The organism is Actinomycetes bacterium (assembly GCA_036510875.1).
In the GTDB taxonomy this organism is placed as follows: domain Bacteria; phylum Actinomycetota; class Actinomycetes; order Prado026; family Prado026; genus DATCDE01.
In genome coordinates this window covers 1-26,558 of record DATCDE010000084.1, presented here as the reverse complement: position 1 = coordinate 26,558, position 26,558 = coordinate 1, and the positions used below count along the sequence as shown (strand labels likewise).

The window sequence follows — 26,558 nt, the reverse complement described above, 5'->3', positions numbered from 1 at the left end:
CACGTCGAGCGCCCTGGCCGCGATGTCCGCGAGGGCCCCCGGCGGCACGACGGCATCGATCAGCCCGTGCGCGTGCAGGTTCTCGGCCAGCTGGACCCCGGGCGGGAACGGCGAGCCGTGCATGGCCTCGTAGACCCGGGGACCGAGGAACCCGACCAGCGCGCCCGGCTCGGCCACAGTCACGTGGCCGAGCGAGCCCCAGGACGCGAACACCCCGCCGGTTGTGGGGTGGCGCAGGTAGACCAGGTAGGGCAGCCCGGCCGCGCGGTGCGCCATTACCGCCTGGGTGATCTTGGCCATCTGCAGGAACGCGACGGTGCCCTCCTGCATGCGGGTCCCACCGGAGACGGGTGCCGCGACCAGCGGCAGCCGCTCGGCCGTGGCCCGCTCGACGGCGCGGACCAGCCGCTCCGCGGCGGACACCCCGATCGACCCGGCGAGGAACGAGAACTCGCCCACCACGGCGGCCACGGTGCGGCCGCGGATCCGGGTGGTGCCGGTGACCAGCGCCTCGTCCAGCCCGGAGCGCTCCCGCGCCCTGGCGAGGTCGGCGGCGTAGGCTGCGTCGGCGGCCACCGGGAGCGCGGGCTCGTCCCACGACGTCCAGCTGCCCGGGTCGGCGACCAGCTCGATCAGCTCAAGGGCGGACAGCCGTAGTGGGCTCACTCCGGGGCCTGCGCGTCGTGAGCGTCCAGGTCGTCCAGCCAGGCCCGTACCGCGGCGTCGTGCTGGCCCAGGGTCGGTGGCGCCGCGTGCTCGGTGCGCCCGCCGCCGTCGTAGCGCAGCGGCGGGCCCGGCAGCTCGATGCGGCCCAACGTGGCGTGGTCCACCTCGACCACAAGCCCCTGCGAGCGGGTCTGCTCCCAGTCGTAGACCCGGTCCAGCGTGCGGACCTCGCCCGCCGGGATGCCCAGCTCGGCCAGCCGCGGCAGCAACCGTGCCAGCGGGTACGGCGCGAAGGCCGCCTCCACGGCCGCGATCACCGCCTCCCGGTTGTGCACCCGGTCCGGGTTGGTCGCGAACCGTGGGTCGTTCACTTCGAGGTCGAAGGCCGGGGCGAACACCTGCCACAGCCCCTCGCTGCCCACCGCGATCTGCAGCATCCCGTCGGCGCAGTGGAACAGCCCGTATGGAGCGATCGAGGGGTGGTGGTTGCCCTGGGCGTGCGGCACCTCTGCGGCCACGGTGTACCGGGTCCCCTGGAAGGCGTGCACGCCGACGATCGAGGCGAGCAGCGAGGTGCGGACCACCTCACGGTGCCCCGTCCGCTCCCGCTCGGCCAGCACGCAGGCCACGCCGTAGGCGCCGTACATCCCGGCGAGCAGGTCGCCGATCGGCACCCCGATCCGGGTCGGCTGGTCCGGCGCCGGGACGGTCAGCGACGTCAGCCCGGCCTCGCCCTGGGCGATCTGGTCGTACCCTGGCCGGCCGCCTTCCGGTCCGTCGTGGCCGAACCCGGTGATCGAGAGGATCACCAGTCTGGGGTTCAGCTCGTGCAGCCGCTCCACCGGGAAGCCCAGCCGGTCGAGCGCGCCGGTGCGGAAGTTCTCCACCAGCACGTCCGCCCGGCGTACCAGCCGCTCCAGAGTGGTCCGGCCGTCGGTGCTCTTCAGGTCGAGGGTGATCGACTCCTTGTTCCGGTTGCAGGACAGGAAGTACGCCGACTCCCTCGCGTCCTGCGGACCGACGAACGGCGGGCCCCAGCCGCGGGTGTCGTCACCCGTGCCCGGCGCCTCCACCTTGATCACGCGGGCGCCCTGGTCGCCGAGCATCATCGCGGCGTGCGGCCCCGCCAGCGCCCTGGACAGGTCAAGGACGATCACGCCGTCCAGCGGTTCGGCCACGTGCACTCCCCGTCGTCGTCGGTGCCTGTCGCGAGGGTCTCATCCCAGCCTGCCAGGGTCCTCGTCGCGAGGCGCCAGCGCTGGGCCGCCGGGTTGTGAACTTGCGGCTACTCGGGGTCGGTGACGTCCGCGACAGCGGCGGCCAGGGCGGTGATCGCCGCGTCGGCATCCAGGGCGACAGCCACCCCGTGCGCCCCGCCGCCCAGCGTGATCTCGCGGCCCCGCAGCCGCTCGTCGGCGACCACCGGCCAGGCGCGCAGCGAGCCGAACGGGGTCATGGTGCCCCGCTCGTAGCCGGTCGCGTCCCGCGCCGCGACCGCGTCGGGCATCGACAGCCGGCTCACACCGAGCAGGGAGCGCAGCTTGGGCCAGGAGATGGTCCGGTCGCCGGGCACGAGCAGGAGCAGGAAGTCGTCCTCGCCGCGGCGCACGACGAGGGTCTTGATCACGTCGACCGGCACGACGCCGCGGGCCACCGCCGCCTCGGCGAGACTGCGCACCGGGCCGTGGCGGATCACCCGGTAGGTCAGCCCGGCGCCATCGAGTGCCGCCAGCACGCGCTGCTCGCCCACCGGGCCAGTCTGGCTCACCACCCGCGCCGCAGCACGTCGCGCCACCGGCTGGGCGTCCGACCGAGGACCATAGTGAGGACCCGCGGGTTCCCGGCGAGCCCTCGGACGTCGTACGCCGTGAACATGGCCAGCAGGTCCGCCCTGGCCTGGGCCGGCAGGGCCGCTCCCGGGCCCGTCGCCCAGCTGGCCCGGTCGCTCTCGACGGCGACGACCGCCCGGCCGAGCACCTCGGACGCCGCGGCGGCGAGCCCGCGCACCGTCGTCAGCTCCGGACCAGCCAGCTCGTAGGTCGCCCGCTCGTGACCCGGCTCGGTGAGCACCCGGGCCGCCACCTCCGCGTCGTCGCCGAGGTCGACGTTGGTGAAGGGCGCGTCGAGCGAGTGCGGCACCTCGAGCCGCCCGGCGAGTGCGGCGGCGAGCAGGTTCTGCTGGTAGGCGGCCGGCTGCAGCACGGTCCAGGACGGGTCGCCGGCCCGGACCACCTCCTCGGCGTCGGCCTTGCGCAGGTGGTGCGGCATCGCCGAGTCGTGCGGGTGCAGCACCGAGGGGAAGACCAGCCGCTCGACCCCGGCCCGGCCGGCCGCGGCCACGACCCGGCGCGCGATTCCGACCTCGTCGGGGTGCATGTTCGGCGCCAGGTGGTAGACCGCGCGGACGCCGTCCAGCGCCTCGTCAAGGCCGCGGCCCGTCTCGAGGTCGACGCCGTGCGGCGCTGGGCCGCGGACCGCGGCGCGCACGGCGGCCCCGTGGGCGACGAGGGCACGGGCACCGCCCGCCCGGTCTTGCCGGCGGCGCCGACGACGAGGACCGGGCGCCCGTCCACGCTCACAACCAGTCGACCTCGGCGGCCGCGAGGCCGCCGGACAGCGTGGCGTAGCCGGGACCCCGGTCGAAGAACGGCTGCGGCCCGGCGGCCGGGCGTTCCGCCCGCAGCCGGTCGCGCAGCCCGGCGGTGGCCGCCGTGTCCGCGCCGGGCGCATCCCATGGGCCTGTCACGACGACCCCGTAGTCGTCGCGCGCGCCGTCCACCGACACCTTGCCCCACCGCACGTCCCGGACCACGAGGTCGACGTCCCGCTCGAGCGGGTCACCCCAGCCGCCACCCCCGGTGGTACGGATCCGGCTCACCTCGCCCGCGCGCACCGGCTCGTCGTCGGCCAGGGCGTCCACCTCACGCTCGTTCCGGCCGCCCGGGTCGACGGTGACCTGGAACGGCCGGCCGGCCTTGCCGCCTTTGACCCCCCAGCAAGCGAGGATCGAGCGGTCCGCGATCGACATGAAGTGGGCGTCCTTGAGCATCCTGATGTGCTTCTCGTAGCCGAGGCCACCCCCGGAGCTGGCCGGCGCCGCCGGAGTCCACCGCCAGCCCGAGCCGCTCGACGATGAACGGGAAGCGCGACTCGGTGAACTCGGTCGGCAGGTTCCGCGAGTCCGGAACGACGTGAATGGTGTCCCTCGCCGTCGGCGTAGTACCGGCCGCCGGAGCCGCCGCCGAGCACCTCGCGCATGAGGCACGGCTGCCCGTCCAGGTCCTCGCCGTACACGCCGATGTAGCGGATCGTCTCCTGGTCCGCGGGCATCCGGCCGTCGACCGCCTTGGCGAGCACCCCGGCCAGCACGCCGAGCAGCCGCAGGATGACGAAGGTGCGGGCGTTGGTCGGGGCCGGGAAGACCGGGGTGAGCAGCGTCCCGGGCGGGGGGAACCGCATCTCGATGAGCGGCACGATGCCCTCGTTGACGTCCAGCTCGGCCATCCGCTCGGGGGTGTCGGCCAGGTTGCGCAGGATCGGGGCCAGCCACTTCTTCAGGAAGTTGCCGTCGGCATAGTCGCCACAGTGGTTGATCGGTCCTTTGGCCTGCGGCGAGGTGCCGGTGAAGTCGAGCACCAGCTTATCGGGGGTCTTGGTCAGCGTGATCCGCTGCGCGTGCGGCCGCGGTGCCTCCACGCCGTCGTGCTCGGCGTAGTCCTCCCACACGTACTCGCCATCCGGGATCTTGGCGAGGATCTCCCGCCGGTACGTCTCGGTGGTCTTGTCGACGATCGCGTCGAAGCAGGCCTCGACGGTCGCCCGGCCGTACCGGGTGAACAGCTCGGTGAGCCGCCGCGAGCCCATCAGGCAGGCCGAGCACTCGGCGTCCAGGTCGGCCGCGAGCGAGTCGGGCATCCGCGAGTTGCGGGTCATGATGCGCAGGGCCGCCTCGTTGCGCACGCCGGCGTCCCACAGCCGGATCGGCGGGACCATCAAGCCCTCCTCGAACACCGACGTGGCGTGCGACGGCATCGAGCCGGGGACGGCCCCGCCGATGTCGTCGTGGTGGCCGAAGGCCTGCACGAAGGCGACGACCTCGCCGTCGACGAACACCGGGACGGTGACGCACAGGTCCGGCAGGTGGCCGATGCCGCCCTCGGACAGGTAGACGTCGTTGTGAAAGAACACGTCGCCGGGGCGCATGGAGTCGAGCGGGAAGTCACGCGCCACCGGGTGGACGAGCGCCGAGTAGGAGCGTCCGGTCAGTTTGCGCAGCTGCCGGTCGTGGATGCCGGCCCGGAAGTCGTGCGCGTCCCGGATCATCGGCGAGCGTGCGGTGCGCCCGATGGCCGTCTCCACCTCCCGCTCGATCGACGCGAGCGAGCCCTCGACGATTTCCAGGACGACGGGGTCGACGTCCTTCACAGCCGCGCTGCTCATTGCTCCGGCTCCTTCCGGACGACGATGTTGCCCAGGACGTCGATCCGGGCCACGAAGCCCGGGTGGACCGGGACCGTGGAGCCGAACTCCTCGATGACCGCGGGCCCGTGCAGCTCGTCACCGGGGGCGAGGTCCGGCCGCCAGTAGATGGGCGTGTCGACGTACTCGTCGAAGAAGACCCGGCGGGCGCCGGTGCGGGCTCGCGCCGGGTTGCCGTCACCGGGCGGGCGCTCGGACAGCCGCGGGCGGGTGATCGGACCGACGCCGGAGACCCGCAGGTTGACCCACTCCACTGCCTGCCGGGGGTCGTCCCGGAACGAGTAGCCGTACAGCTGCTGGTGCGCGTCGTGGAACGCGGCCGCCGCGGCGTCGACCACGCCCGTGACCACGGGGCCGGCCGCGACCGGCACCCGGACCTCGAACGCCTGGCCGACGTAACGCAGGTCCGCGGTGCGGGCGTAGCGGTGCTCCGCCCGCAGGAAACCCTCGCGGTCCAGCGCCTCGGCGGCCTGGGCCTGCAGGTCGTCGTACAGCGCCTGCACCTGGGCGAGGTCCAGGACGTCGTGCCGGGCGACCGCGGTGCGCACGTAGTCGTTCTTCACGTCGACGGTCAGCAGCCCGAACGCCGAGACGTTGCCCGGGTTCTGCGGGACCAGCACCGCGCGCAGGCCGAGGATGTCCATGAGCCGGCACAGCAGCAGCGAGCCCGAGCCGCCGAACGTGGCCATGGTGAAGTCGCGCACGTCGAGGCCACGTTTCACGGTGACCTGGCGCAGCGCGTTGGCCTGGTTCCAGGCCGAGATCTCCAGGATCCCGGTGGCGCACTCCTCGGGGCCGAGACCGAGGGTGTCGGCCAGCCGGACCAGGCCGGCCCGCGCGGCGTCGACGTCCAGCGGGATCTCCCCGCCGAGCAGGTGCGGGGGGATCCGGCCGAGCACGACGTGCGCGTCGGTGATAGTGGGCTCGGTGCCACCCTCGGCGTAGCACAGCGGACCGGGGTCGGCGCCGGCCGAGCGAGGACCCACCTTGAGGGTGCCCGCGGGCGAGATCCAGGCGATCGACCCGCCGCCGGCCCCCACCGTGACCACGTCGATCATCGGGATCTTGCTGGGGAACGAGCCGACGGTGCCCTCCGTGGTCAGCGCCGGCTCGCCGTCGAGGACGACGGCGACGTCGGTGGACGTGCCCCCGCCGTCACAGGTGAGCACCTGGGTGAACCCCGCCCGGGGCGCGACGAGGGCCGCGCCGAGCGCTCCGGCCGCCGGGCCCGACAGCACCGTGCTGATCGGCCGCCGGACCACCTCGTCAGCGGAGAGCACCCCGCCGCTGGACTTCATCATGTAGAACGGCACGCCCGGCGCGACGTCGTCCAGCCGGTGCCGGATGTTGACGACGTAGCGGGCCATCGTGGGCTTCACCGCGGCGTCGACGAGGGCGGTCATGGACCGCTCGTACTCGCGGTACTCACGCAGCACGTCGGAGGAGATCGACACGACGGCGTCCGGGTGCTCCTCCCGAAGGATCTCGCGCATCTGGCGCTCGTGGTCGGGGTCGGCGTAGGCGTGCAGGAAGTTCACCGCGAGGGTCGTGACACCCCGGTCGCGGAACCAGCGCGCCACCTCGCGGGCCTGCTCCTCGTCGAACGGGCGCAGCTCGTGCCCGTGGTGGTCGAGCCGGCCACCGACCGTGCGGACCCGATCGGCCGGCACGATCCGGTCCGGCTTCACCCAGAAGTAGGAGTTGCCGTAGCCGTCCGGCACCGACTGCCGGGCGATCTCGAGCATGAACTCGTAGCCCTCGGTGGTGATGAAGCCCAAGGTGCCGACCTTGCCCTCGAGCAGCTGGTTGGTGGCCACCGTCGTCCCGTGGCTGACGGCCGACACGTCACCGCCGTCCCGCTCCAACAGGGCCAGGACCTTGGCGACCCCGGTCATGAAACCGTCAGCCGGGTTCACCGGCGTGGACGGCGTCTTGGTGGTCACCAGCCTCCCAGTGGCCTCGTCGAGCGCCACCACGTCGGTGCAGGTGCCGCCCGTGTCGATGCCGATCCGGCTCCGGCTGGGTGTCGGCTGGCTCAGGCCGGTCATTGAAGCGGGCGACGGGGGCGTGCTCTCCGGCAACACCTGCCAACGGGACGGCAGATGCGCCGTCAGTCGTGCGCACGCAGGAAGGCACCCACCTCGGCCACGGACGCCGCCAGCTCGCCCCAGAACGGCAGGTGCGAGCTGCGTGGCTGCCCGGCCAGTGGCTGAGCCATCCCGCGACGGAGGTGGTGCTCTCGGTCGCGCGGGCCCGACACGACCAGTCGCCGCACTTCAAGCCGGTGGCCCACCCGGCGCTGACGGTGTGGATGCACCACCTCGAGCTGCGTTGCGCGGCTGAGCTGGACGACGAGGTGGCCGACTGGCTCCGCGAGGCGTACGAGCGCGCCGGATGAGTCACGAGTGCCCGACAACGCACACCCTTCGCCCCTGGGAGCCGGCCGCCTTGAGCGGCAATCTTGGTCACATGGAACGAGTCATCCAGACCCACCAGTTCGGGCCGCACCGCGTGGATGTCGTGGAGAGCGCGGACGACGAGGGCATCGCCGGGTACATCGTCCTTGCGGACGACATCGTGCTCACCGACCCGATGCTGCAGGAGGTCCCTGACCTCGAGGAGGTCGTCCGCGTCTACGCGGCCTGGCAGGACGCGACGTCTGCCGGCTGACCTCACAGCGTGCCTACCGCTCTTCGGCCAGCTCACCGAACCGTGACTCGAGCCGTCGGTCGGGCACCAACCATATGAGCGCGACCACGACGTAGAGGCTGATCGACAGCCACGGGCTCACGAAGGCCAGCCCGATCGCGGTGGCGTAGATCACCGGCGAGAGCTTGCCCTTGAGGTCCCGCCCCAAGGCTGCCTTCAGCGCCGAGCCCTGACCTTGTTCGGCCACGATGACCGACTGCAGCACGTAGTAGGCCATCGCGGCGAGCAGCAGGACCACCCCATACAGCACCGTCGGCAGCACGGCCACGTGGTTCTCACCCAGCCACCCAGTGGCGAACGGGAACAGCGACAGCCAGAAGAGCAGGTGCAAGTTGGCCCACAGCACCGCACCGTTCACTCGCTCGGTGGCCTGCAGCAGGTGGTGGTGGTTGTTCCAGTAGATGCCGAGGTAGACGAAGCTCAGCACATACGTCAAGAAGACCGGGACGAGGTGCCTCAGCGCCTCCCACGTCGTGCTCGACGGCACCCGAAGCTCGAGCACCATGACCGTCATCACGATGGCGATGACGGCGTCGCTGAACGCCTCGACCCGACCCGTGCGCATCGCAGGAGCCTAGGCGTCGGACGAGCACCGAGGAACTCCCTGCAGGCACCGGGGGCGACGCCCCGCGAGCGATCCGCCTCAGTCGGATCGGGTGGGTACGACATGGCCAGTGGGCATCGTCCACTCCAGCGTGCCGTCCGGCCTGCGTGCCAGCCCCCAGCCCGGTCGTTGCTTGAGCCGGTGGTGCCGGCGACACAGGGCGGCCAGATTTTCGCGGTGGTGGGACCGAGCGGGAACGGGATGATGTGGTCGAGGTCGCCCCGGTGGGCCGGTTGCCGGCAGGTGGGGAACTGGCAGTGGCGGTCACGGGTACGCACGTAGCGGTCGAGCGCGTCCAACGGTCGATACCGGTCCTCGCCGCCTGTGGGCGGCGACGCACCGACCGGCGCGGTGACCACCGTTCGGTTGCCACCCGCGGTGGCGAGCACCCGCACCAAGGCGGGCGGCAGCGGCCCGTAGCCAGCCAACTCGGCGGGCTCGGCGGGCTCGCTGCTGCCGAACCCCTCAGCGCCGACGGCGTCACCAGTACCCGCAGGTGCGGTCCGGTCGCTGCGTCAGCCGCGACCCCGCCCAGCACGAGGTCGGCCAGCGCGTCGGCCCGACGGGCATCCATGGTGCGGTCATCGGCCGCCGCCCCGGCCGCCCCAGCCCGGCTGGGCTGCCGGGCCAGCGTGTCGAGCACCGCCCACACGGCGACCGCGGTGTCCGCCCGCAGCCGGACCAGCAGCTCGGCCATGCCGTCGGGCAGCGGCGTGAGCACCGCTGCCCGCTCCCGGTAGGCGACCTGGTTGCGGCGGTCCGCGGCACCCGGGTCGGCGCGGATCACAGCGCGGGCGCAGGAGGCGCGCAGCTGTCCGGTGGTCTGCTCGGGGGCCCTGGGTAGCACCCGCTCCTCGACCTTTGCCGCCGCCGCGTCGGTCAGCAGCAGCACCGAGTCGGCGATCACCGCGGCCCGGCGGGCGTCGATCTGCCCGACGCGGAGGGCGGCCGCCGTCCGTGGCAGCCATTCCATTCCCAGGGCGAACGCCAGCCGGGTCTCGGCCGCCCGTTTGGTCAGCCGCAGGTGCAAGGCCAGCTCGTCGGCCGCGAACTCGTCGACGTCTTCCCTGCGCGGGGTGCGCTCGCCCTCGTGGACCCCCACCAGGCAGCGGCGGTGCGCCAGCTCCGCGACCAGCTCGGCTTGACGAGCCGTGGCCCAGGAGGCCACCCGGTCCCAGGCCACGATGGCGTCGACTACCTGGTAGTCGCTGAGGTCCGCGCACAGCAGCGGGTCCAGCGCGGCCGCCAACTCCGGGCCGGGCTCCGACCGTGGATCGAACATGTGTTCGATGATATCGAAGCCCTCCGACAGCCCGGCCGGAGCACACTGCCCCTACCCTTCGACAGATGGCCCGGTACTTCGACGTCCACCCGCACGACCCGCAGCCACGCACCATCGCGCAGGTCGCCGCGCTGGTGCGCGACGACGCCCTGATCGCCTACCCCACGGACTCCTGCTACGCCCTGGGCTGCCAGTTGGGCAGCCCGACGGGTGCCGAGCGAATCCGCCGGCTGCGGCAGCTGGACGACCGGCACCACTTCACCTTGGTCTGCGCGGACTTCGCCCAGCTCGGCCAGTTCGTCCAGCTGGACACCACCGCGTTCCGAGCCATCAAAGCCGTCACCCCAGGCCCCTACACGTTCATCCTGCCGGCCACCAGGGAGGTGCCTCGTCGGCTGGCCCACCCGAAGAAGCGGACGGTGGGCGTACGGATCCCCGACCACCCTGTCGTCCACACGCTGCTGCGCGAGCTCGGCGAGCCGCTGCTGTCGAGCACGCTGCTGCTGCCCGACGAGGACGAGCCGATGACCGAGGGCTGGCAGATCAAGGAGCAGCTGGACCACCTGCTGGACGCCGTGGTCGACTCGGGCGACTGCGGCACCGAGCCGACGACGGTCGTGGACTGGTCACAGGGCTACCCCGAGGTCGTCCGGGTCGGGGCAGGGGACCCCGCCCGTTTCGGGTAGGCACCGTGGTCAGGCATGCGGGAACGAGGTCTTCGCCGGCCGCACCAAGTCGTCGGCGCAGCGCCTGAACAGGTCCAGGTTCCGGTCGCGCAGGTGGTCGAAGGTCTGCGGCACGCTCGACCCCGGCGTGAGCGAGGCCATCGCCCGCTCCGGGTCGAGCCGGGCCGAGACCCAGCACTCGTGCGACGCCGCGCGGGCGACCACCTCGGCGATCGGCGTCACGATCATCGAGTTGCCGAAGCACAGGACACCGGCCGGGTCGATGCCGGTGGCGTTGGCCCCGACGACGTAGACGTGGTTGTCGTAGGCACGCGCCCGATTGGTCAGCTCCCACAGGTCGGCCGAGCGCAGCAGCGCCGACGGACGCACGATCACCTCGGCGCCCCGCACGGCCTGGATCCGGGACACCTCCGGGTAGTCCCCGTCGAAGCAGATGATCATGCCGATCCGACCGAGGTCGGTCTCGACCACGCACACCTCGTCGCCCGGGGTCACCCAGCCACCGCCTGCGCGCGACTCCCCGGCGAACGGGTGGGTCTTCGCGTAGGTCCCCAGCACCGAACCGTCCGGCCCGATCAGGACGGCGGAGTTGGCGACCACGGGCCGCTGCGGCCCGCGGCTGTAGGTACCCAGGACGACGTGGACCCCGAGCCGGCGGGCCACCTCCTGGACCGGAGCGGTGACCGGCCCGGGCACCTCGCTCACCAGGTCGAACAGCTCCTCAGGGCTCACCCCCGGGGTGAACCCGGTGGTCGCGGACTCCGGCAGCACGACCAGCTCGGCACCCGAGCCGGCCACGCAGGACTCGACCGCAGCGACGCACCGCTCCAGGTTGGCCGCGACGGACGCGGCCGTGAGCGGCCCGGGCACCGGCGCCAGCTGGACGGCGGCCGCGGTGAACGCACGCATGACGTCCCCCCGTCCTAGCGGCGACGGCCGAGGATGCCCCCGACGACCACGCCGAGCAGCGCCACCGCGGCGCCGCGGCACCGACCACAATGCCCTTGACGAAGTCACCACCAGCCAGCCCGGCCAGCGCCCCCGGTGCCGCCTCGTACACCGCCGCCGGTACCGGCGCGGCCGCCCCCGGCGCAACCGGTGCGGTCGGCGGCACGGGCGTCGGCGCTGCCGCGTTGCCGGTGAGCACGTCGTCCACGGCCGTGAAGAACTCCCCGGCCGTCTTGCGCGCGACCCCGCTGAGCACCCGCTGCCCGACGCCGCCGATGGTGCCGCCCACGACGGCCTCCGCGAAGTAGCGAAGCCCGGTGCGCCCGCCGCCGAGGTCCCCGAGGTCCACCTTGACGTCGGCGCTGAGCGTGCCGGGACCGCCGGCGCCGGAGGCACGCAGCACGAAAGACCCCGGGGGGTTCTGCTCGGCCAGCGCCACGTCGCCGAGGTAGGTGCCCTTGATCGAGGCGATCCCCGCGGTGATGGTCATCCGGTAGGTGTCCGGCCCCAAGGTCTCCAGTCGCTGGCAGCCCGGCGCTGGCCGACCCGGCCACCGGGCGCCGGGCCGCCTGCACCCTGAACGAGGGCCTCGGCCGGGTGCTGCGCTACGGGGCATACTCGCCGGACGTGCTGGAGCGGCTGCACTGGATGGGGGACGTGCTCGGCCCGCTGCTGCAGGCCGCGGTCCGCGGGCACGGGCCGCTCGACGTCAAGGCGATCATGGCCCAGATGCTGCAGATGGGCGACGAGGGCCACAACCGCAACCGGGCCGGCACCTCGCTGCTGATCCGCGAGATGGTGCCGGACCTGGTGGAGAGCGGCGCGCCGTCCGCCCGGGTCGCCGAGGTGGTGCGGTTCATCAACAGCAACGACCACTTCTTCCTCAACCTGACCATGCCCGCCTGCAAGATCGCCACGGACGCTGCCAGGGACGTGCCGGGGTCGACGCTGGTCGTCGCGATGAGCCGCAACGGCACCGACTTCGGCATCCAGGTCTCCGGGACGGGCGACGAGTGGTTCACCGCCCCGGCCGAGGTGCCGGACGGGCTGTACCTCGGCGGCTACGGCCGAAGGACGCCAACCCCGACATCGGCGACTCGGCGATCACCGAGACCGCCGGGATCGGCGGGTTCGCGCTGGCCGCCGCGCCGGCGATCGTGCGGTTCATCGGCGGGGACGTCGCGCAGGCCCTGCGCAGCACCCTGCAGATGTACGAGATCACCCTGGCCGAGCACCCGGGCCAGCAGATCCCGGTGCTGGACTTCCGCGGCTCGCCCACCGGCATCGACGTGACCTTGGTAGGGCGCACCGGCATCCTGCCGCGGATCACCACCGGGATCGCGGGCAAGGTGGCCGGCATCGGTCAGGTGGGCGCCGGGCCGGTGCGCCCGCCGACCGCCTGCTTCAGCGCCGCCCTGGCCCGCCTCTCCGACTTGTCAGGGTGAGGACGAGCGATCGGTCGTCCTCACCCTGACAAGTGACCGGGTACACTTGAGGCGTTGCCCGGCCGTCGGCCGCGAGCGACCACCTGCTCTTCCTTCCTTCGGTGCGCTCGCGTGCGCGCCGGGCTCGTTCTCTCCTGGGACGTGCCACCGTCCCGAGAGGTCACGCATGTCCGTCTCCACCCCGTCCGTCTCCACCCCGTCCGTCTCCACCCCGTCCGTCTCCACCCCGTCCGCCTCCACCCCGTCCGTCTCCACCCTGTCCGCCTCCACCCGGCCCGAGGCCACGCCGTCCTTCGCCGAGCTCGGCGTACCGGCTCCCCTCGTCGCCGCCCTGGCCCGCCACGGCATCCAGGCGCCGTTCGCGATCCAGACCGCGGCCATCCCCGACGCGCTGGCCGGGCGCGACGTGCTCGGCAAGGCGCGCACCGGCTCCGGCAAGACGCTCGCCTTCGGCATCCCGATGATCGCGCGGCTGGCCGGCACCAGCGCCGCGCCGAAGCGCCCCCGCGGCCTGGTCCTGGTGCCCACCCGCGAGCTCGCTCAGCAGGTCCACGACGGCCTCGAGCCGCTGGGCCACGCCCTCGGCCTGCGCAGCCGTCCGGTCGTGGGCGGCACGTCGTTCCCCAAGCAAGCCGAGGCGCTGCGCCGTGGCGTCGACCTGCTGGTCGCGACGCCGGGCCGGCTGATCGACCTGATCGAGCAGGGCGCCTGCTCGCTCGCCGACGTCGAGATCGTCGTCCTGGACGAGGCCGACCACATGGCCGACATGGGCTTTCTGCCCGCCGTCCGCAAGCTGCTCGACCAGGTCGCGCCCGGCGGGCAGCGGCTGCTGTTCTCGGCGACCCTGGACGGCGACGTCAGCACGCTGGTGCGCCGGTACCTGGCCGACCCGATGACCCACTCGGTCGAGCCCGACCACGCCCCCGGCGCCGGCATGGACCACCACCTGTTCCTCGTGTCCAACGACGACAAGGCGCAGGTGACCGCCGAGATCGCCGGCCGCGAGGGACGCACCCTGCTGTTCGTGCGGACCAAGCACGGCGCCGACCGGCTCACCAAGCAGCTGCGCCGGCAGGGTGTGGCCGCGGCCGCGCTGCACGGCGGCAAGGCCCAGAACGCCCGCACCCGCACCCTCGCCGAGTTCCGCGAGGGCAACACCCCCGTACTGGTCGCCACCGACGTCGCCGCCCGCGGCATCCCCGTCGACGACATCGGCCTGGTCGTGCACGTGGACCCGCCGGCCGACCCGAAGGACTACCTGCACCGCGCCGGTCGCACCGCCCGGGCCGGGGAGTCCGGCGTGGTCGTCACCCTGGTGCTGCCGCATCAGGAGAAGGACGTGTCGAAGCTGGCCGCCCAGGCCGGCGTCCGGGCCGAGCGGTCCCGGGTCCGGCCCGGTGATGCCGACCTGGCGCGGGTGACCGGGGCGCGCCAGCCCACGGGGGTGGCCCTGGCCGAGCGGCCCGTGGAGTCGCGCTCCCAGTCGTCCCGCCCGGCCCGGACTGGACGCTCCGACCGGTCCGCACGGGGCGAGCAGCCGAAGCGCGGCCCGCGCCGCCCGGCCCGCGCCGCGGGTGGCTCGTCCGCGGGCCGGGACGGGAGCCGGGGGCAGCGGCGTAGCCCGGCCGCACGCTGAGCTGACCCCGTTCGACCCGCCGAGGCCGCCTGCTCCCAGGCGACTCCCGGCGTCCGCTCAGGAGTTCTTCACAGTTCGGTCCAAGGCTGAAGCCCAGACTCCAGCAGACCAACCGGAGGAGGACCCGTGGCGGATGGCGACCGGACCAACGCCGATGGCTCGAGGGATTCCCTGGACCGGTCGGCGAGCGAGCGGAGCCGCCGGCGCGGCCGCGCGGCCAGGGCCGCCGTGGCGGCCGGCGGGATGGCCAGTCTGGCCGCCGTCCTGCTGGGGTCGGCCGCCCCGACCGTGGTCGCCGCTGAGCGGGCCACCGGGCCTGCCTCCTACGCCTCGCCGTGGACGACGGGCACCGAGGAGCCAGTCGTCGGTCGTCGGCCGGACACCATCAGCGAGCGGTCATGACCGCGGCGGTGCATGACCGGCTGGCCTGGGACCCCCTCGACGCCCCCGCGGACGCCGTCCTGGGCCCGGTCTTCCAGATCGGGTTCGCCGTGCCGGCCGGCCGGGCGCACGTCATCGTGGTGGGCGAGCGACCGGACCTGCTCGAGGACGCCAGGGACCGGGTCCTGCAGCTGGGCCGGCTCTGGACGACGTCCGACGGGGGCAGCGACTTCGCGCGTCTCGCGCGGGCGACCGGCTGGCCGGTCGCCGTGGCGCCCGAGACACTCCTGCTGCTGGGCCTGGCCGTGCTCGGCCGGGAGAAGACCCGAGGGCGGTTCCATCCGTTCGCCCTCGGGGTCGACGCGGTCCTCGACGAGTCCGCGCTGACGGCGACCCTGTCCGCTGCCCCGGACGCCGTCCTGACCGGACTGGCCGCCGCCGTCACCGCGGACCTGGTCGCCCAGGAGACGGTCGACGCCGGCGCGGCCGGTGTGTGCGTGAACGTCGCGGGCCAGGTGCGGGTGGCCGGGCTGCCGCCGCGCCCGGCCGGCTGGGCGCTGGAGGTCGGCCGGGACGGGACCCCGGTGCGGCTGGTGGACGGCGGGGTCTGCTGGGCGGCCACCGACCGGACGAGCAGTGTGGTCGTCTCGGCCAGCGCCTGGCACGCCCGCGTGCTGGCGGTCGCCGCGGTCAGCGCTCCCGACCGGGCCCTCGAGCTGCTCGTCGGCCAGGCCGCCGAGGGTGCACTGTGGACGACCGATCGTCCCCCCAGCCACACCGCCGGCTGGCCGCACCTCTCCCCACCTGCCTGAGGGGGTGAGGACGGGACCATCTGCACTGGCCGACGGTGCCCCGGCGGCGCGACGGTGGCAGCGAGGAGCCGTCTGAGGAGGCAGCATGCACACCAAGGAGTGGACCGTCCGCGTGTACCTGAGCGAGGCGGACGACAACAGAACGCACGCCCGCGCGGTTCTCACCACCGACGTGGCGACACTCGAGGGCGAGGGGCTGGCCCGCCGCAAGCCCGGCGACCCGGCGATCCCCGAGATCGGCGACGAGCTGGCCGTCAGCCGGGCCCTGCTCGACCTGGCCCACGAACTGCTGGACGTCGCGATCAACGACGTCCAGGCCGCGATGCCAGTCTAGCGACCAGGGCCGCCGGGAAACGCGAAGGGCGGGTGGACGGAAAACCCGTCCACCCGCCCTCTCCGACTGAGGTCAGATACCGCGGACGTTCGCCGCCTGCGGGCCCTTCGGGCCCTGGGTGACGTCGTACTCGACCCGCTGGTTCTCGTCGAGGCTCTTGTAGCCGTCGCCGGTGATCGCGGAGAAGTGGACGAAGACGTCAGCGCCGCCGTCGTCCTGAGCGATGAAGCCGAAGCCCTTCTCTGCATTGAACCACTTCACTGTTCCCTGAGCCATGTGCTTGTTTCCCTTCGGGGCGATCCGGCTGCGCACTCGCACAACCACGTTGCCCGGGGTTTGCCCTCCGCGCCGCACATCGGCTGGGAATGCAAAACACCCGCTGTCTTCAGTCTGCGGGCGTCAGTAAGAACGGTCCTCGACCTGCAACTGCAACACGTTCACGGTAGCAGGTTTCGGTGGCGTTGTGGACGGGGACGGTCGGCACGGCTGCCGGAGGCGCGAGCCGGCCATCGCTCCACTCCGCTGGGACACCCGGTGGGCCGCCGGTGAGAGTACGCTCGTGACGCCGGACATCTGCCCCAAATGCCGCGCAACCCCGAACGAGAGGCCCTCCCTGCATGGACACGCTGACCGTTCACGGCGGCAACCCGCTCTCCGGCCGGATTGCGGTTCGGGGGGCGAAGAACCTGGTGCCCAAGGCGATGGTCGCGGCGCTGCTCGGGGACTCCCCGAGCCGGCTGCGCAACGTCCCCGCGGTGAGCGACGTCGACGTCGCGAGCGGGTTACTCGAGCTGCACGGGGTTTCAGTCAGCGCCGGGGCCGAGGACGGCGAGCTGGTGCTCGACCCGAGCCAGGTGGAGCAGGCCGACGTCGCGGAGGTCAACGCCCACGCGGGCTCCAGCCGGATCCCGATCCTGCTGTGCGGGCCGCTGCTGCACCGGCTCGGCCGGGCGTTCATCCCGGACCTGGGCGGCTGCCGCATCGGTGACCGCCCGATCGACTTCCACCTCGAGGCGCTGCGGCAGTTCGGCGCGGTCATCGAGAAGGCCCCGGACGGCCTGCACCTGTCCGCGCCCCACGGCCTGCGCGGCACCAAGCTGTCCCTGCCCTTCCCCAGCGTCGGAGCCACCGAGCAGGTGCTGCTCACCGCGGTGACGGCCCAGGGCACCACCGAGCTGCGCAACGCCGCGGTCGAGCCGGAGATCCTCGACCTGATCGCCGTGCTGCAGAAGATGGGCGCGATCATCTCGGTGCACACCGACCGGGTGTTCCGCATCCAAGGCGTGGAGCGGCTGCGAGGCTTCGTGCACCGCGCGCTGCCCGACCGGATCGAGGCGGCCTCGTGGGCCAGCGCCGCCCTCGCGACGGGCGGCAACATCGACGTGCTCGGCGCCAAGCAGGGGGACCTGACCACGTTCCTCAACGTCTTCCGCACGGTGGGCGGGGAGTTCGACGTGCACGACGCGGGGATCCGGTTCTGGCACCCGGGCGGCCCCCTGCACTCGCTGGCCCTGGAGACCGACGTGCACCCGGGGTTCATGACCGACTGGCAGCAGCCGCTGGCGGTCGCCCTCACGCAGGCGACCGGGCTGTCCATCCTGCACGAGACGGTGTACGAGAACCGGTTCGGCTTCACCGAGGCGCTGGTGTCCATGGGTGCCGTGATCCAGCTCTACCCCGAGTGCCTGGGCGCCACCCCGTGTCGGTTCGGCCAGCGCAACTTCCTGCACTCGGCGGTCATCTCGGGTCCCACCAAGCTGCAGGGCGCCGACCTGACCATCCCCGACCTCCGGGGCGGTTTCTCCTACCTGATCGCGGCGCTCACCGCACAGGGCACCTCGACGGTCCGCGGCGTCGACCTCATCAACCGCGGCTACGAGAACTTCGAGGACAAGCTCAGCGCGCTGGGCGCCAGCATCTCCTGACCGGGCTACAGCTCGAAGGGCTGCGCGGTCAGGCCACGCCCGGCGCCGCGGAACGCCGACATCGTCGCGGCGAGCAGCCCCGTCCCGGCCAGGGCGAGCATGGCGACGCTGAAGCCGTGGGTCACGTCGGCCGCAGCCGTGCCGTCGACAGGTGCATGCCGCGAGGCGGTCGCGAACACCAGGCCGGTCACGGCGACACCCAGCGCCGTGCCCATGCCGCGGGTCATGTTGAGCACACCGCTCGCCAGCCCGGACTGGTGGTGCGGAGCCGCCGCCATGATCGCTGCGTTGTTGGGCGGCGTGAACGCCCCGAGCCCGGCACCGACGACGGCCAGGCCGGCGGTCACCAGGCCCAGCGTTCCGTGCACGAACGAGAGCAGCGCCAGCGCCAGCGCCGCCAGCAGCATGCCCACCACGGTCGGCGTGCGGGCGCCCACCCGGTCGGCGAGCGTCCCGGCGAAGGGTGCGGTCAGGCCCAGGGCGACCGGCAGCGCGGTCAGCACCAGGCCGACCTTTCCGGGCCCCGCCAGGCCGGTGCCCTCCAGGTAGTACGGGATCACGAACAGCACCCCGAACAGCACCAGGTAGGACAGCAGCCCGCTGACGATGCCCGCGGTGAACGCCGCCCTCCGGAACAGGTGCGGGTCGACCAGCGGGGCCGGTGCCCGCAGCTGCCACCAGGTGAACAGGGCGAACAGCACGACGCCCAGCATCAGCGTGACGACGACGCCGGTCATCGGGAGCGGGGTCCGTCCGGCCAGGGACAGCCCGTACATCGTGAGCACCGCCGCCGGCAGGAACAGCGCCAGCCCCCACTTGTCCAGCGGCTGCTTGGCCGCCAGGTGCTGCGACCGCGGCAGCAGGAACCAGCCGAGGACGAAGCCCACGATCCCGGCCGGCACGTTCACCCAGAAGATCAGCCGCCAACCGCCGAGCGCCACCAGGAATCCGCCGACCGCCGGGCCCATCGCCAGCCCGAGCGCCTGGGCCGCCCCCTGGATCCCGATGCCCTTGCCGAGGATCGCCCGCGGCAACGCGGTGCTGATCAGCGCGACCGAGTTGGCCTGCAGCAAGGCCGCGCCCACCCCCTGCACCACCCGGGCGCCGATCAGGAAGTCCAGGTTCGGGGACAGCGCGCACGCGATGGAGGCCAGGGTGAACAGCGCGAACCCGTAGGTGTAGAGCAGCTTGCGCCCGACCATGTCGGCGATCCGGCCGATCACCGTGACCAGGGCGACGAGGGTCAGCAGGTAGGACAGCGCCACCCACTCGATCTCCCCGATGGACACCCCGAACTCGCGCTGCATCGTGGGGAAGGCCAGCGTGACGATGCTGGCGTCGAGCTGGCCCATGAACGCACCGATGCACACCGTGCCGACGATCATCCAGGGAGCGTGGCGATGCGTGCGGACGCGGTCGGGGCGCGGGGTCTCGACGAACAGCTTGCCGAGCCGGCGCGATGCCGTCACCGATCCCTCCTTGTGAACGCCTTGGACGGCCCGCACCGTAGGGGACAACCCACCCGGGCCGCCGGATCCCCGGTGGACCACGCAGGGGAGGTGCCCCGCCGCATTTTCCCATGACGCGCCGGGGAGCCGGCGCGGACCCAGCGAGTCATGGGGCTGCCCCGAGAAGTCGCTGCCTCGGTTCGGCTCAGAGAGCCCGGCCGGTCAACCGGCGGCAGCCTCGCGGTGGTCATCCGAAACGAGGACAGGGTCGAGTCTGATCGCCAGCGTCACCCTGCTGCCGGCGGGGAGGGCGGCAGCCTCGGCGGTCCTGAGCTGGGCCATGATCGTGGTGTCGCCAAGATCCACGGTGATCCGGCTGGTGGCCCCCAGGAACGTCGTGGCGATCACCGTGCCGACCAGTGGTCCCGAGTCGGTCGGGGCCTCCGGGGCCACCATGACCGCCTCGGGCCGGACCAGAGCGGTCACCGGACCGTCGGGCGTCGAAGCGTCGACCAACGGCAGCCGGACTCCCCGGACGGTGACCTCGCCTCCGCTCACCTCTCCAGCCAGCCGATTGGTCAGCCCGACGAACTCGGCGACGAACGACGTGGCTGGCCGGCTGTAGACCTCGGTGGGTGGGCCGAGCTGTTCGAGCCTTCCTTCGCGCATCACGCCGACCCGGTCGGCGATCGCGAGGGCTTCCTCCTGGTCATGGGTGACGAACAGCGTCGTGATCCCGACTTCGAGCTGGATCCGGCGGATCTGGTCGCGCAGCTGGGCCCTGACCTTGGCGTCCAGGGCAGACAGCGGTTCGTCGAGGAGCAGGACCCGCGGCTGGATCGCGAGCGCACGCGCGAGCGCGACCCGCTGCTGCTGCCCTCCCGATATCTGATGGGCGTACCGGTCTGCCTGGCTCGACAGCCCGACCAGCTCCAGCATCTCCAGCGCGCGTCGATCGCGCTCGGCCCTGCTGACGTGACGGAGCCTCAGCCCGAAGGCCACGTTCTGCCGGACGGTCATGTGCGGAAACAACGAGTACGCCTGGAATACCATGCCCATGTCGCGCTTGCTGGCCGGCAGCCGGGTGATCTCCTGGTTGTCAACCGTGATGGTCCCGCTGTCGGCGTCCTCCAGCCCCGCGAGCAACCTCAGCGTGGTGGTCTTGCCGCAGCCGGACGGCCCAAGCAGCGCGACCAGCTCGCCCGGGTGCAGCGTGAGGTCGAGCCCGTCCAGGGCGACCACGGGACCGTACTCACGGCGCAGGCCCTTCATGCGGACCTCGACGCCCGCCCTCCCGGAAGCGGGAGCAGGTCTGGCGTCGGTCACCGAGGACGTCACGTCGTCACCTTCGTTCGCGGCCGCGCTGGCGGCCCACATAGGACAAGATGAGCAGAAGAAGGAAGGCGAAGAGCAGCGAAGCCGCTGACGTGGAGAACAGGACGCCGGCGTCGAGCGTGGCTCGGCTGATCTGGTAGAGAGCGACTTGCAGGTTGGTGTAGAGCAGGATGCTGGCGATGGTGAACTCACCGAGCACCAGGGCGGTCGTCAGGAGCATCGCGTTCAGCAGCGCCTGCCACATGTTGGGGGCCACGACCCGCACCATCACGGTGAACCAGCTGGCCCCCAGGCTGCGGGCGGCCTCGGCCAGCGTGCGGACGTCGATCGCGTCCAGCCCTGCGGCGAGCGCCCGGTAGGCATAGGGCAGAGCGAGGATCACATAGGCCCAGAACAGCTGCAGCGGCGACAGGCTCACGTGCTGCCGCACGCTTCGGTACACCGGGGCCAGCCCGACCACTAGCACGATCGCCGGGATCGTCAGCGGCAGCAGGCACAGGAACTCGATGGTGCGGCTCAGCCACTGCACGCGCAGCCGAACCCAGATCATCGTCGGCACCAACAGCGACAGCTCGACGATCACGGTGATGACCGCGAGCTCCAGGGTGATCCGGATGGCGTCCAGCAGACCGGGGTAGGACGCGATCTGGGTCCACGCCGAGATCGTGTACTCCCCTGGCTGCGTCCCCACGAACGAGAACCGGACCATGGCGAACAAGGGCAACAGGAAGAACAGCGTCGCCAGGGTGAACACGGTCCAGCGGAACAGGTTGAGCCGACGCAGCCGGGAGGAGCGCATCGAACCCCGTGGCTGCGGGGCCTCCACCTCGGCGGGGGTGACCGCGCCGACCGGTGTCACCGCAGCCATCGGGACGTCCTCCGCTGGAGGAGGGTGTAGGAGACCATGACGACGGCGACCACGATCACCATGCCCAAAGCCAGCACCTGAGCCTCGTTGGCCGAGGCGAGACCCACCTCGCTGGTGATGGCGATGCTGATCTGCTGCGGAACCACGTAGGCGATCTGGTTCTCCCAGGCCTGGACGGTGGCGTATGCGGACAGCGAGTTGGCGAAGAGCAGGAGCGTGCTGCCCAGGAAGGCAGGGGCCAGCAGGGGTCCGCCGACGTGCCGCCAGAAGTGCCAGGTGGAGCCGCCGAGGTTCTCGGTGGCCTCCCGCCACTGCATCTTCATGCCGTCCACTGCGGGCAGGAACACCAATACCATCAGCGGAACTTGGAAGTACACGTAGATCAGGGAGATTCCCTGGGGGAAGTCGTAGTACCAGGACGCCTTCGTCAGGAACCCGCTGGTGGGGCCGATCGCCGCGTTGAACGCGAACGCGAGGGTGACCCCGCCGAACTGTGCGAGCACCCCGGACCCGGCAGTCGCCAGCCGACGGACCAGCCCGTCGGGGTTGCCTGAAGCCACCGCGTACGCGATGACCGCGCCGAAGACGGCCCCGACCACCGCGCTGATCGCGCTCAGCTCGAGTGAGTTGACGAAGTACATCCGAACGGCGGGGTCGAACAGCGTCTTAATGCTGCCGAGGTTGAGCTTGCCGCTGGCGTCCGTCAGCGAGTTCCACACGACGATGCCGGTGGGCAGCAGCAGGAAGAGCCCCACGTAGGCGAAGAACGGGATCGTTCCCGTCCAGGCGAGCGGCAGCCGGCGCCCGGCCCTCACGGGCCGGACGCCGGCCACTGCGGTCGTAGCTACGGCCTTCTCCCCACTACTTGATGGCCGAAGCCCAGTTCTTAGCCAGGTAGGCGGAGGCGGCGCTGGCCTGGTCCGCGCTCATGAAGACCGCCGACCCGGCCGCTTGCGGCAGCTTCGCAGCAGCCGCGGTGTCGATGGACTTGTTCGCGATCATCGCGGGCATCTCAACCGGTCGGGCGCCGCCTTGCAGCCATAGGTTCTGACCGCCCTGCGGGTCCTGGGAGTACAGGAACTCCTCCCACAGCCGGGCCGCCGCTGGGTGCGGCGCCTGCTTATTGATGGCCTGCGCGTAGTACCCGCCGAGAATCGCGTTGCTCGGAATGAACAGCTTCCAGCTGGGCACGTCGGCGCCGTGGGTCGCGTTCAGGTAGTCCCAGTCGAACACGACCGGTGTCGTGCCCGCCTTCACCGTGGCGGTGGTGGCCTGGACGGGGACGAAGTTGCCGGCCTGCTTGAGCTGGTGGAAGAAGTCCACACCCTTGGCGATGTCGTCCAGTGTTCCCCCAACGGCGAGGTTGGCCATCATCACGCCGTTGAGCGCGGCGTTGGCCTGGGTCGGGTTGCCGTTGAGCGCGATGGCGTTCTTGAACTTCGAGCCCATCAGGTCGTTGATCGACGAGATCGTGCCGAACTTGGCCGAGTCGTAGCCGATGGCCATGTAACCGCCGTAGTCCTGGAACCACAGGCCGGTCGGCTCGACCTGGGCCGACGGGATGTCGTTCCAGGTGGCCACCTTGTACGGAGCTAACAGACTGGTGTTGGCCAATGCAACCGACATGCCGATGTCGAGCACATCCGGAGCCGCGGCCGTGCCAGCCTGCTGTTTGACGGCGTTGACCTCCTCCTGGCTGCTGCCATTCGGGTTCGCCGAGTTCACCTTGATCCCGTACTTGGCGGTGAACGCCGAGATGATCGCCCCGTAGTTGGCCCAGGTCGGGGGCAGCGCAATCACGTTCAGCGTGCCTTCCTTCTTGGCCGCCGCGACGAGCGCGTCCATCCCACCGCCCGCGGCGGCCGAGGTGGTGGTGGCCCAGTCGGTGCCTGACGAGGAGCTGGACCCGCCCGAGCTCGATGAGCACCCCGTCACCACCAACGCCAGCGCCACAATTCCGGTCAGCGCCTTCGCGCGTGCTGCCCTCACTTGCCGTCTCCCTCGGGTCGACCGATCGAATGGGTGGTACGACGACTTCGACGACTTCGACGACTGAGACGGCGACTGCATCCGTCCAGCCCGCTGCTCCCCGAAGCTCAAGGAGGAATGTACCTACTCGGTTTCCGCCAAACTGATATTTGGTCGTTCGCACACAATTGCCATCCGCAGTTCAACTCACCGTTACCCGCCTCACCGCCGCGGTGACAGGGCTTCATCATCGGAGATTACGGGAACTCCCCCGAGCGTGCGGGAATCCCACCGGACCCGTACGGTGCTCCCGTGGCGAGCGTCTGCACGTTCCTCGTACCCGTGGCCCGCGTGCCGCCACCTTGGCTGGCAGCCGGTCCGGCGCCGACAGCCGGAGGACCGGTATGACCAGTGGCGAACCCGGGCGGACGACGCTCGACCAGACCATCGTCCCTGGCCCGCAGGGGCTGACGACTGGCCCCGGGGAGGAGCACCTGCTGCTCGCGGAGCTCGGCGACCACCGCTCCGGGCCCGGGCAGCGGCGGGTGCTGGTCGCGTTCGCCCAGATGTCCGACCTGCATGTGATGGACCACCAGTCACCCGCCCGCATCGAGTACCTCGACAGGTACGGCGATCCGGACTCCGCGCACCGGGATCGGCTGGGCATCATCGGCACCTACCGACCCCAGGAGCTGTTCACCGCGCAGGTCGTCGAAGCCATGGTCACGGCCGTCAACGCCCTGCCAGCGGCGCCGGTCTCCGGCGTCCCGCTGCAGTTCGCAGTGGTCACCGGTGACGCCACGGACAACGCGCAGCACAACGAGCTGCGCTGGTACATCGACCTGCTGGACGGCGGGGAGGTTCGCCCCGACTCCGGCGACCTCAACCGGTACGAGGGGGTGGCCGACAGCGTGGCCTACGACCCCGAGTACTGGCATCCCGATGGCACCCCGCCCGGACAGGCCGACGACCGGTACCGCGCGCGCGACGGGCTGCCCCAGGTCCCGGGCCTCCTTGACGCAGTACGCCGGCCCTTTGCCGCCTCGGGCCTGGCCATGCCCTGGTACGCCGTCCACGGCAACCACGACCAGATGGTGCAGGGCACCGCCCCGGTCGACGGCCTGCTCCGCGAGGCGGCCGTCGGAGATCAGAAGGTTGTGGACCTGACGCCGGGCACCGATCCCGTCGAGGTGGTCTCCCTGTTCGACGGGGGCGGCGCCACCACTCACCCAGACGCCATCGACACGCTGCTGACCGGACCGACCCGGACCATCGCACCAGACCCGCGGCGGCGTCTTCTGGACCGGGACAAGGTGGTCCGCGAACACTTCGCAACCTCGGGCCATCCCGTCGGGCACGGCTTCGACGAGCGCAACCTGGCCGAGGGGACCGCCTACTGGAGCCTCGACGTGGGGCCGGTGCGGCTGGTCGCCCTGGACACCGTGAACCCGCACGGAGGCTGGCAGGGCTCCCTTGACCTCGACCAGCTGGCCTGGCTCGAGAGCCAGCTCCAGGAGGTGTCCTCGGCCTGGCTGACCGCCGACGGGGAGCTCGTCAGGCACGAGGCGGCGGACCGCTACGTCGTCCTGCTCAGCCACCACCCGCTGGAGACTCTGATCAACGGCACCGCCCCCGAGGGTGAGCGCCGGGCGCTTGCGGACGGGGTGCGCACGCTGCTGCTGCGCTACCCGAACGTCGTCCTGTGGGCCAACGGGCACACCCACATGCACCGGGTCAGCGCCCACGCCCGGCCGCACGGCTCCCCCGTGCCCGGCGGATTCTGGCAGGTGACCACCAGCTCCCACATCGACTGGCCGCAGCAAGCCAGGGCCATCGAGCTGTTCGACAACGGCGACGGCACCCTCTCAGCAGTCGCCACCGTCCTGGACCACGCCGCGCCGCTGGCCTACAACGGGTCGGACGAGCCAGTAGCCCTGGCGGCCCTGGCCAGGGAGCTGGCCGCAGCCGATCCGCAGCGGCGGGCCCGGCCCGAAGACCCGCCGTGGGGCGGAGGACGGCGGGCTGACCGAAACGTCGAGCTGCTGCTGCCGGCACCCTTCCGCGCGGACGTCACCGACCCCTCGTCTTCATGAAGGTGCCCTTCTGTGCGCGTGGTCGCACTCACCGCACCTTCATGGACGGCGGTCACGGACCAAGCGGACCATCTCGGTGACGATCCCGATCGCGGTGCCGACGACGCCGAGCCAGAGCAGCAGGCGGACCAGCCAGCTCGGATCGAAGGACCAGCCGGAGAAGTCGAACGGGAAAACCTGAAGCAGCCGGACCGTGACCGCCAGCGAGAATGCGGAGACGACTAGCTGGCCGAGGGACCGCACCCACGGCGGGTCGGCGACCACGTACATCAGGTTGGCGACCGCCCCGACGACCAGGGACGCGCTGAGCAGGCCGACGACCCGGGTGAACTCCTCGGTGAGGAACGACAGCGCCGCCCATCCTGGCCACACCAGGACCAGGAACAGCAGCAGCAGGTTTACCGCGGCCGCGACTAGATAGCCGAACCGCCGGGCGGTCGTCGAGTGCCGGTGGACCGTCACCGGTGCTGAGGACATCGCAACCTCCTCTGCCCACAGCCACCGTAGGGCGCACCGAGGCCCGCCGAACAGGGACCTACGGCAGCGGCTGCCCGGTGTAGCGCAGCGCCAGGTCGGTGGCCGCCGGACGGGAGGACGTGACATGGCGCAGCTGGGCCAGCTGCAGCCGGGCGTCGAAGGGGTCCTGGCCCGGCGGCGTGTGCAGCATCGAGGTCATCCACCAGGAGAAGTGGGTGGCCCGCCAGACCCGGCGCAGGCAGGTGTCCGAGTAGGAGTCCGCCAGCCGCTCGTCGCCGTCCACCAGCCAGGCCACCAGGGCCTGCGCCAGCACGACGACGTCGGCTGCGGCAAGGTTGAGCCCCTTGGCCCCGGTCGGCGGCACGATGTGCGCGGCGTCCCCGGCCAGGAACAGCCGGCCGTGACGCATCGGGGCCGCCACGAAGCTGCGCATCGGCGTGATGCCCTTCTCCCGGATCGGCC

General features: G+C 71.9%; 26 protein-coding genes and 4 pseudogenes. 11 read left to right on the top strand and 19 right to left on the bottom strand.

The genetic code is table 11. The features are described 5' to 3' along the window. From VIM19_04675 to VIM19_04640, 8 genes and pseudogenes are all read right to left on the bottom strand, one after another. On the bottom strand, positions 1-666 hold a 666-nt coding region (locus VIM19_04675; protein ID HEY5184199.1), incomplete at its 3' end, for an acetyl-CoA carboxylase carboxyltransferase subunit beta. Next, on the bottom strand, positions 663-1,844 hold the full coding sequence (locus tag VIM19_04670) for a CoA transferase (GenBank protein HEY5184198.1): 1,182 nt from the start codon (positions 1,842-1,844) through the stop codon (positions 663-665). The genes VIM19_04675 and VIM19_04670, both read right to left, overlap by 4 nt. Before the next feature lie 107 nt (positions 1,845-1,951). After that, entirely contained in the window at positions 1,952-2,416 is a 465-nt protein-coding gene (locus VIM19_04665) for a YbaK/EbsC family protein (protein ID HEY5184197.1), read from the bottom strand. A 14-nt stretch (positions 2,417-2,430) separates the two neighbouring features. After that, positions 2,431-3,153: an NmrA family NAD(P)-binding protein gene (locus VIM19_04660; GenBank protein HEY5184196.1), complete on the bottom strand. Its 723-nt coding sequence runs from the start codon at positions 3,151-3,153 to the stop codon at positions 2,431-2,433. Positions 3,154-3,241: 88 nt separating this feature from the next. Continuing rightward, positions 3,242-3,694: a hydantoinase B/oxoprolinase family protein gene (locus tag VIM19_04655; protein ID HEY5184195.1), complete on the bottom strand. Its 453-nt coding sequence runs from the start codon at positions 3,692-3,694 to the stop codon at positions 3,242-3,244. After that, positions 3,588-3,866 (bottom strand): annotated as a pseudogene (locus VIM19_04650) (hydantoinase B/oxoprolinase family protein). Before VIM19_04650 ends, VIM19_04655 begins: the two are co-directional and overlap by 107 nt. After that, positions 3,820-5,106: pseudogene (locus tag VIM19_04645) on the bottom strand (hydantoinase B/oxoprolinase family protein). The pseudogenes VIM19_04650 and VIM19_04645 overlap by 47 nt, the downstream one beginning before the upstream one ends. Continuing rightward, a complete protein-coding gene (locus tag VIM19_04640) occupies positions 5,103-7,193 on the bottom strand; it encodes a hydantoinase/oxoprolinase family protein (GenBank protein HEY5184194.1) in 2,091 nt (696 codons plus the stop codon). The pseudogene VIM19_04645 and the gene VIM19_04640 overlap by 4 nt, the downstream one beginning before the upstream one ends. Positions 7,194-7,261: 68 nt before the next feature. Between VIM19_04640 and VIM19_04635 the strand changes: the two genes are divergently transcribed. Both VIM19_04635 and VIM19_04630 read left to right on the top strand, forming a co-directional pair. Further along, complete coding sequence (locus tag VIM19_04635) at positions 7,262-7,543, top strand: DUF5655 domain-containing protein (GenBank protein ID HEY5184193.1); 282 nt, start codon at positions 7,262-7,264, stop codon at positions 7,541-7,543. Positions 7,544-7,614: 71 nt separating this feature from the next. After that, positions 7,615-7,815 carry a hypothetical protein gene (locus VIM19_04630; GenBank protein HEY5184192.1) on the top strand — a complete coding sequence of 67 codons (201 nt, stop codon included), beginning with the start codon at positions 7,615-7,617 and terminating at the stop codon, positions 7,813-7,815. 13 nt (positions 7,816-7,828) lie between these two features. Here VIM19_04630 and VIM19_04625 read toward each other — a convergent pair whose 3' ends face one another. Further along, positions 7,829-8,419, bottom strand: a complete 591-nt coding sequence (locus tag VIM19_04625) for a TMEM175 family protein (protein ID HEY5184191.1) — start codon at positions 8,417-8,419, stop codon at positions 7,829-7,831. 611 nt (positions 8,420-9,030) lie between these two features. Here VIM19_04625 and VIM19_04620 point away from each other — a divergent pair. Together VIM19_04620 and VIM19_04615 are read left to right on the top strand one after the other, a co-directional pair. Then, positions 9,031-9,198: a hypothetical protein gene (locus tag VIM19_04620; protein ID HEY5184190.1), complete on the top strand. Its 168-nt coding sequence runs from the start codon at positions 9,031-9,033 to the stop codon at positions 9,196-9,198. A gap of 607 nt (positions 9,199-9,805) precedes the next feature. Beyond that, a complete protein-coding gene (locus VIM19_04615) occupies positions 9,806-10,426 on the top strand; it encodes an L-threonylcarbamoyladenylate synthase (protein HEY5184189.1) in 621 nt (206 codons plus the stop codon). A 9-nt stretch (positions 10,427-10,435) separates the two neighbouring features. Here VIM19_04615 and VIM19_04610 read toward each other — a convergent pair whose 3' ends face one another. Both VIM19_04610 and VIM19_04605 read right to left on the bottom strand, forming a co-directional pair. Beyond that, positions 10,436-11,335 (bottom strand): carbon-nitrogen hydrolase family protein, encoded by a 900-nt coding sequence (locus tag VIM19_04610; protein ID HEY5184188.1) that lies wholly within the window; start codon positions 11,333-11,335, stop codon positions 10,436-10,438. 301 nt (positions 11,336-11,636) lie between these two features. Continuing rightward, positions 11,637-11,864: pseudogene (locus tag VIM19_04605) on the bottom strand (SRPBCC domain-containing protein). 47 nt (positions 11,865-11,911) lie between these two features. Here VIM19_04605 and VIM19_04600 point away from each other — a divergent pair. The 5 genes and pseudogenes from VIM19_04600 (at position 11,912) to VIM19_04580 (ending at position 15,982) form a co-directional block, all read left to right on the top strand. After that, positions 11,912-12,819: pseudogene (locus VIM19_04600) on the top strand (DUF1116 domain-containing protein). A gap of 166 nt (positions 12,820-12,985) precedes the next feature. After that, positions 12,986-14,455, top strand: coding sequence for a DEAD/DEAH box helicase (locus VIM19_04595; protein HEY5184187.1), 1,470 nt, complete (start codon positions 12,986-12,988; stop codon positions 14,453-14,455). 126 nt (positions 14,456-14,581) lie between these two features. Continuing rightward, positions 14,582-14,857 (top strand): hypothetical protein, encoded by a 276-nt coding sequence (locus VIM19_04590; protein ID HEY5184186.1) that lies wholly within the window; start codon positions 14,582-14,584, stop codon positions 14,855-14,857. Continuing rightward, positions 14,854-15,648 (top strand): hypothetical protein, encoded by a 795-nt coding sequence (locus VIM19_04585; protein ID HEY5184185.1) that lies wholly within the window; start codon positions 14,854-14,856, stop codon positions 15,646-15,648. Before VIM19_04590 ends, VIM19_04585 begins: the two co-directional genes overlap by 4 nt. Before the next feature lie 85 nt (positions 15,649-15,733). Continuing rightward, positions 15,734-15,982 carry a DUF1876 domain-containing protein gene (locus tag VIM19_04580; GenBank protein ID HEY5184184.1) on the top strand — a complete coding sequence of 83 codons (249 nt, stop codon included), beginning with the start codon at positions 15,734-15,736 and terminating at the stop codon, positions 15,980-15,982. Between the two features lie 72 nt (positions 15,983-16,054). Here the strand turns inward: VIM19_04580 and VIM19_04575 are convergent, their stop codons facing one another. Continuing rightward, complete coding sequence (locus VIM19_04575) at positions 16,055-16,258, bottom strand: cold-shock protein (GenBank protein HEY5184183.1); 204 nt, start codon at positions 16,256-16,258, stop codon at positions 16,055-16,057. Positions 16,259-16,599: 341 nt separating this feature from the next. Between VIM19_04575 and murA the strand changes: the two genes are divergently transcribed. Beyond that, entirely contained in the window at positions 16,600-17,907 is a 1,308-nt protein-coding gene (gene murA / locus VIM19_04570; protein ID HEY5184182.1) for a UDP-N-acetylglucosamine 1-carboxyvinyltransferase, read from the top strand. Between the two features lie 5 nt (positions 17,908-17,912). On the opposite strand, the gene VIM19_04565 is transcribed toward murA, so the two are convergent. From VIM19_04565 to VIM19_04545, 5 genes are all read right to left on the bottom strand, one after another. Then, the gene (locus VIM19_04565) at positions 17,913-19,376 is read right to left on the bottom strand and encodes an MFS transporter (protein HEY5184181.1); all 1,464 of its coding nucleotides are present in this window, start codon (positions 19,374-19,376) and stop codon (positions 17,913-17,915) included. Between the two features lie 201 nt (positions 19,377-19,577). After that, on the bottom strand, positions 19,578-20,627 hold the full coding sequence (locus VIM19_04560; GenBank protein ID HEY5184180.1) for an ABC transporter ATP-binding protein: 1,050 nt from the start codon (positions 20,625-20,627) through the stop codon (positions 19,578-19,580). Between the two features lie 70 nt (positions 20,628-20,697). After that, a complete protein-coding gene (locus tag VIM19_04555) occupies positions 20,698-21,558 on the bottom strand; it encodes an ABC transporter permease subunit (protein ID HEY5184179.1) in 861 nt (286 codons plus the stop codon). Next, a complete protein-coding gene (locus tag VIM19_04550) occupies positions 21,546-22,373 on the bottom strand; it encodes an ABC transporter permease (protein ID HEY5184178.1) in 828 nt (275 codons plus the stop codon). The genes VIM19_04555 and VIM19_04550 overlap by 13 nt, the downstream gene beginning before the upstream one ends. 46 nt (positions 22,374-22,419) lie before the next feature. Continuing rightward, entirely contained in the window at positions 22,420-23,547 is a 1,128-nt protein-coding gene (locus tag VIM19_04545; protein HEY5184177.1) for an ABC transporter substrate-binding protein, read from the bottom strand. Between the two features lie 383 nt (positions 23,548-23,930). Here VIM19_04545 and VIM19_04540 point away from each other — a divergent pair, with 383 nt between their 5' ends. After that, positions 23,931-25,619 carry a TIGR03767 family metallophosphoesterase gene (locus tag VIM19_04540; GenBank protein ID HEY5184176.1) on the top strand — a complete coding sequence of 563 codons (1,689 nt, stop codon included), beginning with the start codon at positions 23,931-23,933 and terminating at the stop codon, positions 25,617-25,619. Positions 25,620-25,658: 39 nt separating this feature from the next. Here the strand turns inward: VIM19_04540 and VIM19_04535 are convergent, their stop codons facing one another. Further along, positions 25,659-26,096: a hypothetical protein gene (locus VIM19_04535; GenBank protein HEY5184175.1), complete on the bottom strand. Its 438-nt coding sequence runs from the start codon at positions 26,094-26,096 to the stop codon at positions 25,659-25,661. A gap of 58 nt (positions 26,097-26,154) precedes the next feature. After that, the coding region (locus VIM19_04530; GenBank protein ID HEY5184174.1) for an FAD-dependent monooxygenase at positions 26,155-26,558 on the bottom strand (404 nt) is incomplete at its 5' end.

Excerpts from the sequence above, each read along its gene's own strand:
- VIM19_04655 (HEY5184195.1), bottom strand. The coding sequence starts at position 3,694 with ATGTCGATCGCGGACCGCTCGATCCTCGCTTGCTGGGGGGTCAAAGGC.
- VIM19_04640 (HEY5184194.1), bottom strand. The coding sequence starts at position 7,193 with ATGACCGGCCTGAGCCAGCCGACACCCAGCCGGAGCCGGATCGGCATC.
- VIM19_04630 (HEY5184192.1), top strand. The coding sequence starts at position 7,615 with ATGGAACGAGTCATCCAGACCCACCAGTTCGGGCCGCACCGCGTGGAT.
- VIM19_04625 (HEY5184191.1), bottom strand. The coding sequence starts at position 8,419 with ATGCGCACGGGTCGGGTCGAGGCGTTCAGCGACGCCGTCATCGCCATC.
- VIM19_04620 (HEY5184190.1), top strand. The coding sequence starts at position 9,031 with ATGGTGCGGTCATCGGCCGCCGCCCCGGCCGCCCCAGCCCGGCTGGGC.
- VIM19_04615 (HEY5184189.1), top strand. The coding sequence starts at position 9,806 with ATGGCCCGGTACTTCGACGTCCACCCGCACGACCCGCAGCCACGCACC.
- VIM19_04610 (HEY5184188.1), bottom strand. The coding sequence starts at position 11,335 with ATGCGTGCGTTCACCGCGGCCGCCGTCCAGCTGGCGCCGGTGCCCGGG.
- VIM19_04595 (HEY5184187.1), top strand. The coding sequence starts at position 12,986 with ATGTCCGTCTCCACCCCGTCCGTCTCCACCCCGTCCGTCTCCACCCCG.
- VIM19_04585 (HEY5184185.1), top strand. The coding sequence starts at position 14,854 with ATGACCGCGGCGGTGCATGACCGGCTGGCCTGGGACCCCCTCGACGCC.
- VIM19_04580 (HEY5184184.1), top strand. The coding sequence starts at position 15,734 with ATGCACACCAAGGAGTGGACCGTCCGCGTGTACCTGAGCGAGGCGGAC.
- VIM19_04575 (HEY5184183.1), bottom strand. The coding sequence starts at position 16,258 with ATGGCTCAGGGAACAGTGAAGTGGTTCAATGCAGAGAAGGGCTTCGGC.
- murA (HEY5184182.1), top strand. The coding sequence starts at position 16,600 with ATGGACACGCTGACCGTTCACGGCGGCAACCCGCTCTCCGGCCGGATT.
- VIM19_04560 (HEY5184180.1), bottom strand. The coding sequence starts at position 20,627 with ATGAAGGGCCTGCGCCGTGAGTACGGTCCCGTGGTCGCCCTGGACGGG.
- VIM19_04555 (HEY5184179.1), bottom strand. The coding sequence starts at position 21,558 with ATGGCTGCGGTGACACCGGTCGGCGCGGTCACCCCCGCCGAGGTGGAG.
- VIM19_04540 (HEY5184176.1), top strand. The coding sequence starts at position 23,931 with ATGACCAGTGGCGAACCCGGGCGGACGACGCTCGACCAGACCATCGTC.
- VIM19_04535 (HEY5184175.1), bottom strand. The coding sequence starts at position 26,096 with ATGTCCTCAGCACCGGTGACGGTCCACCGGCACTCGACGACCGCCCGG.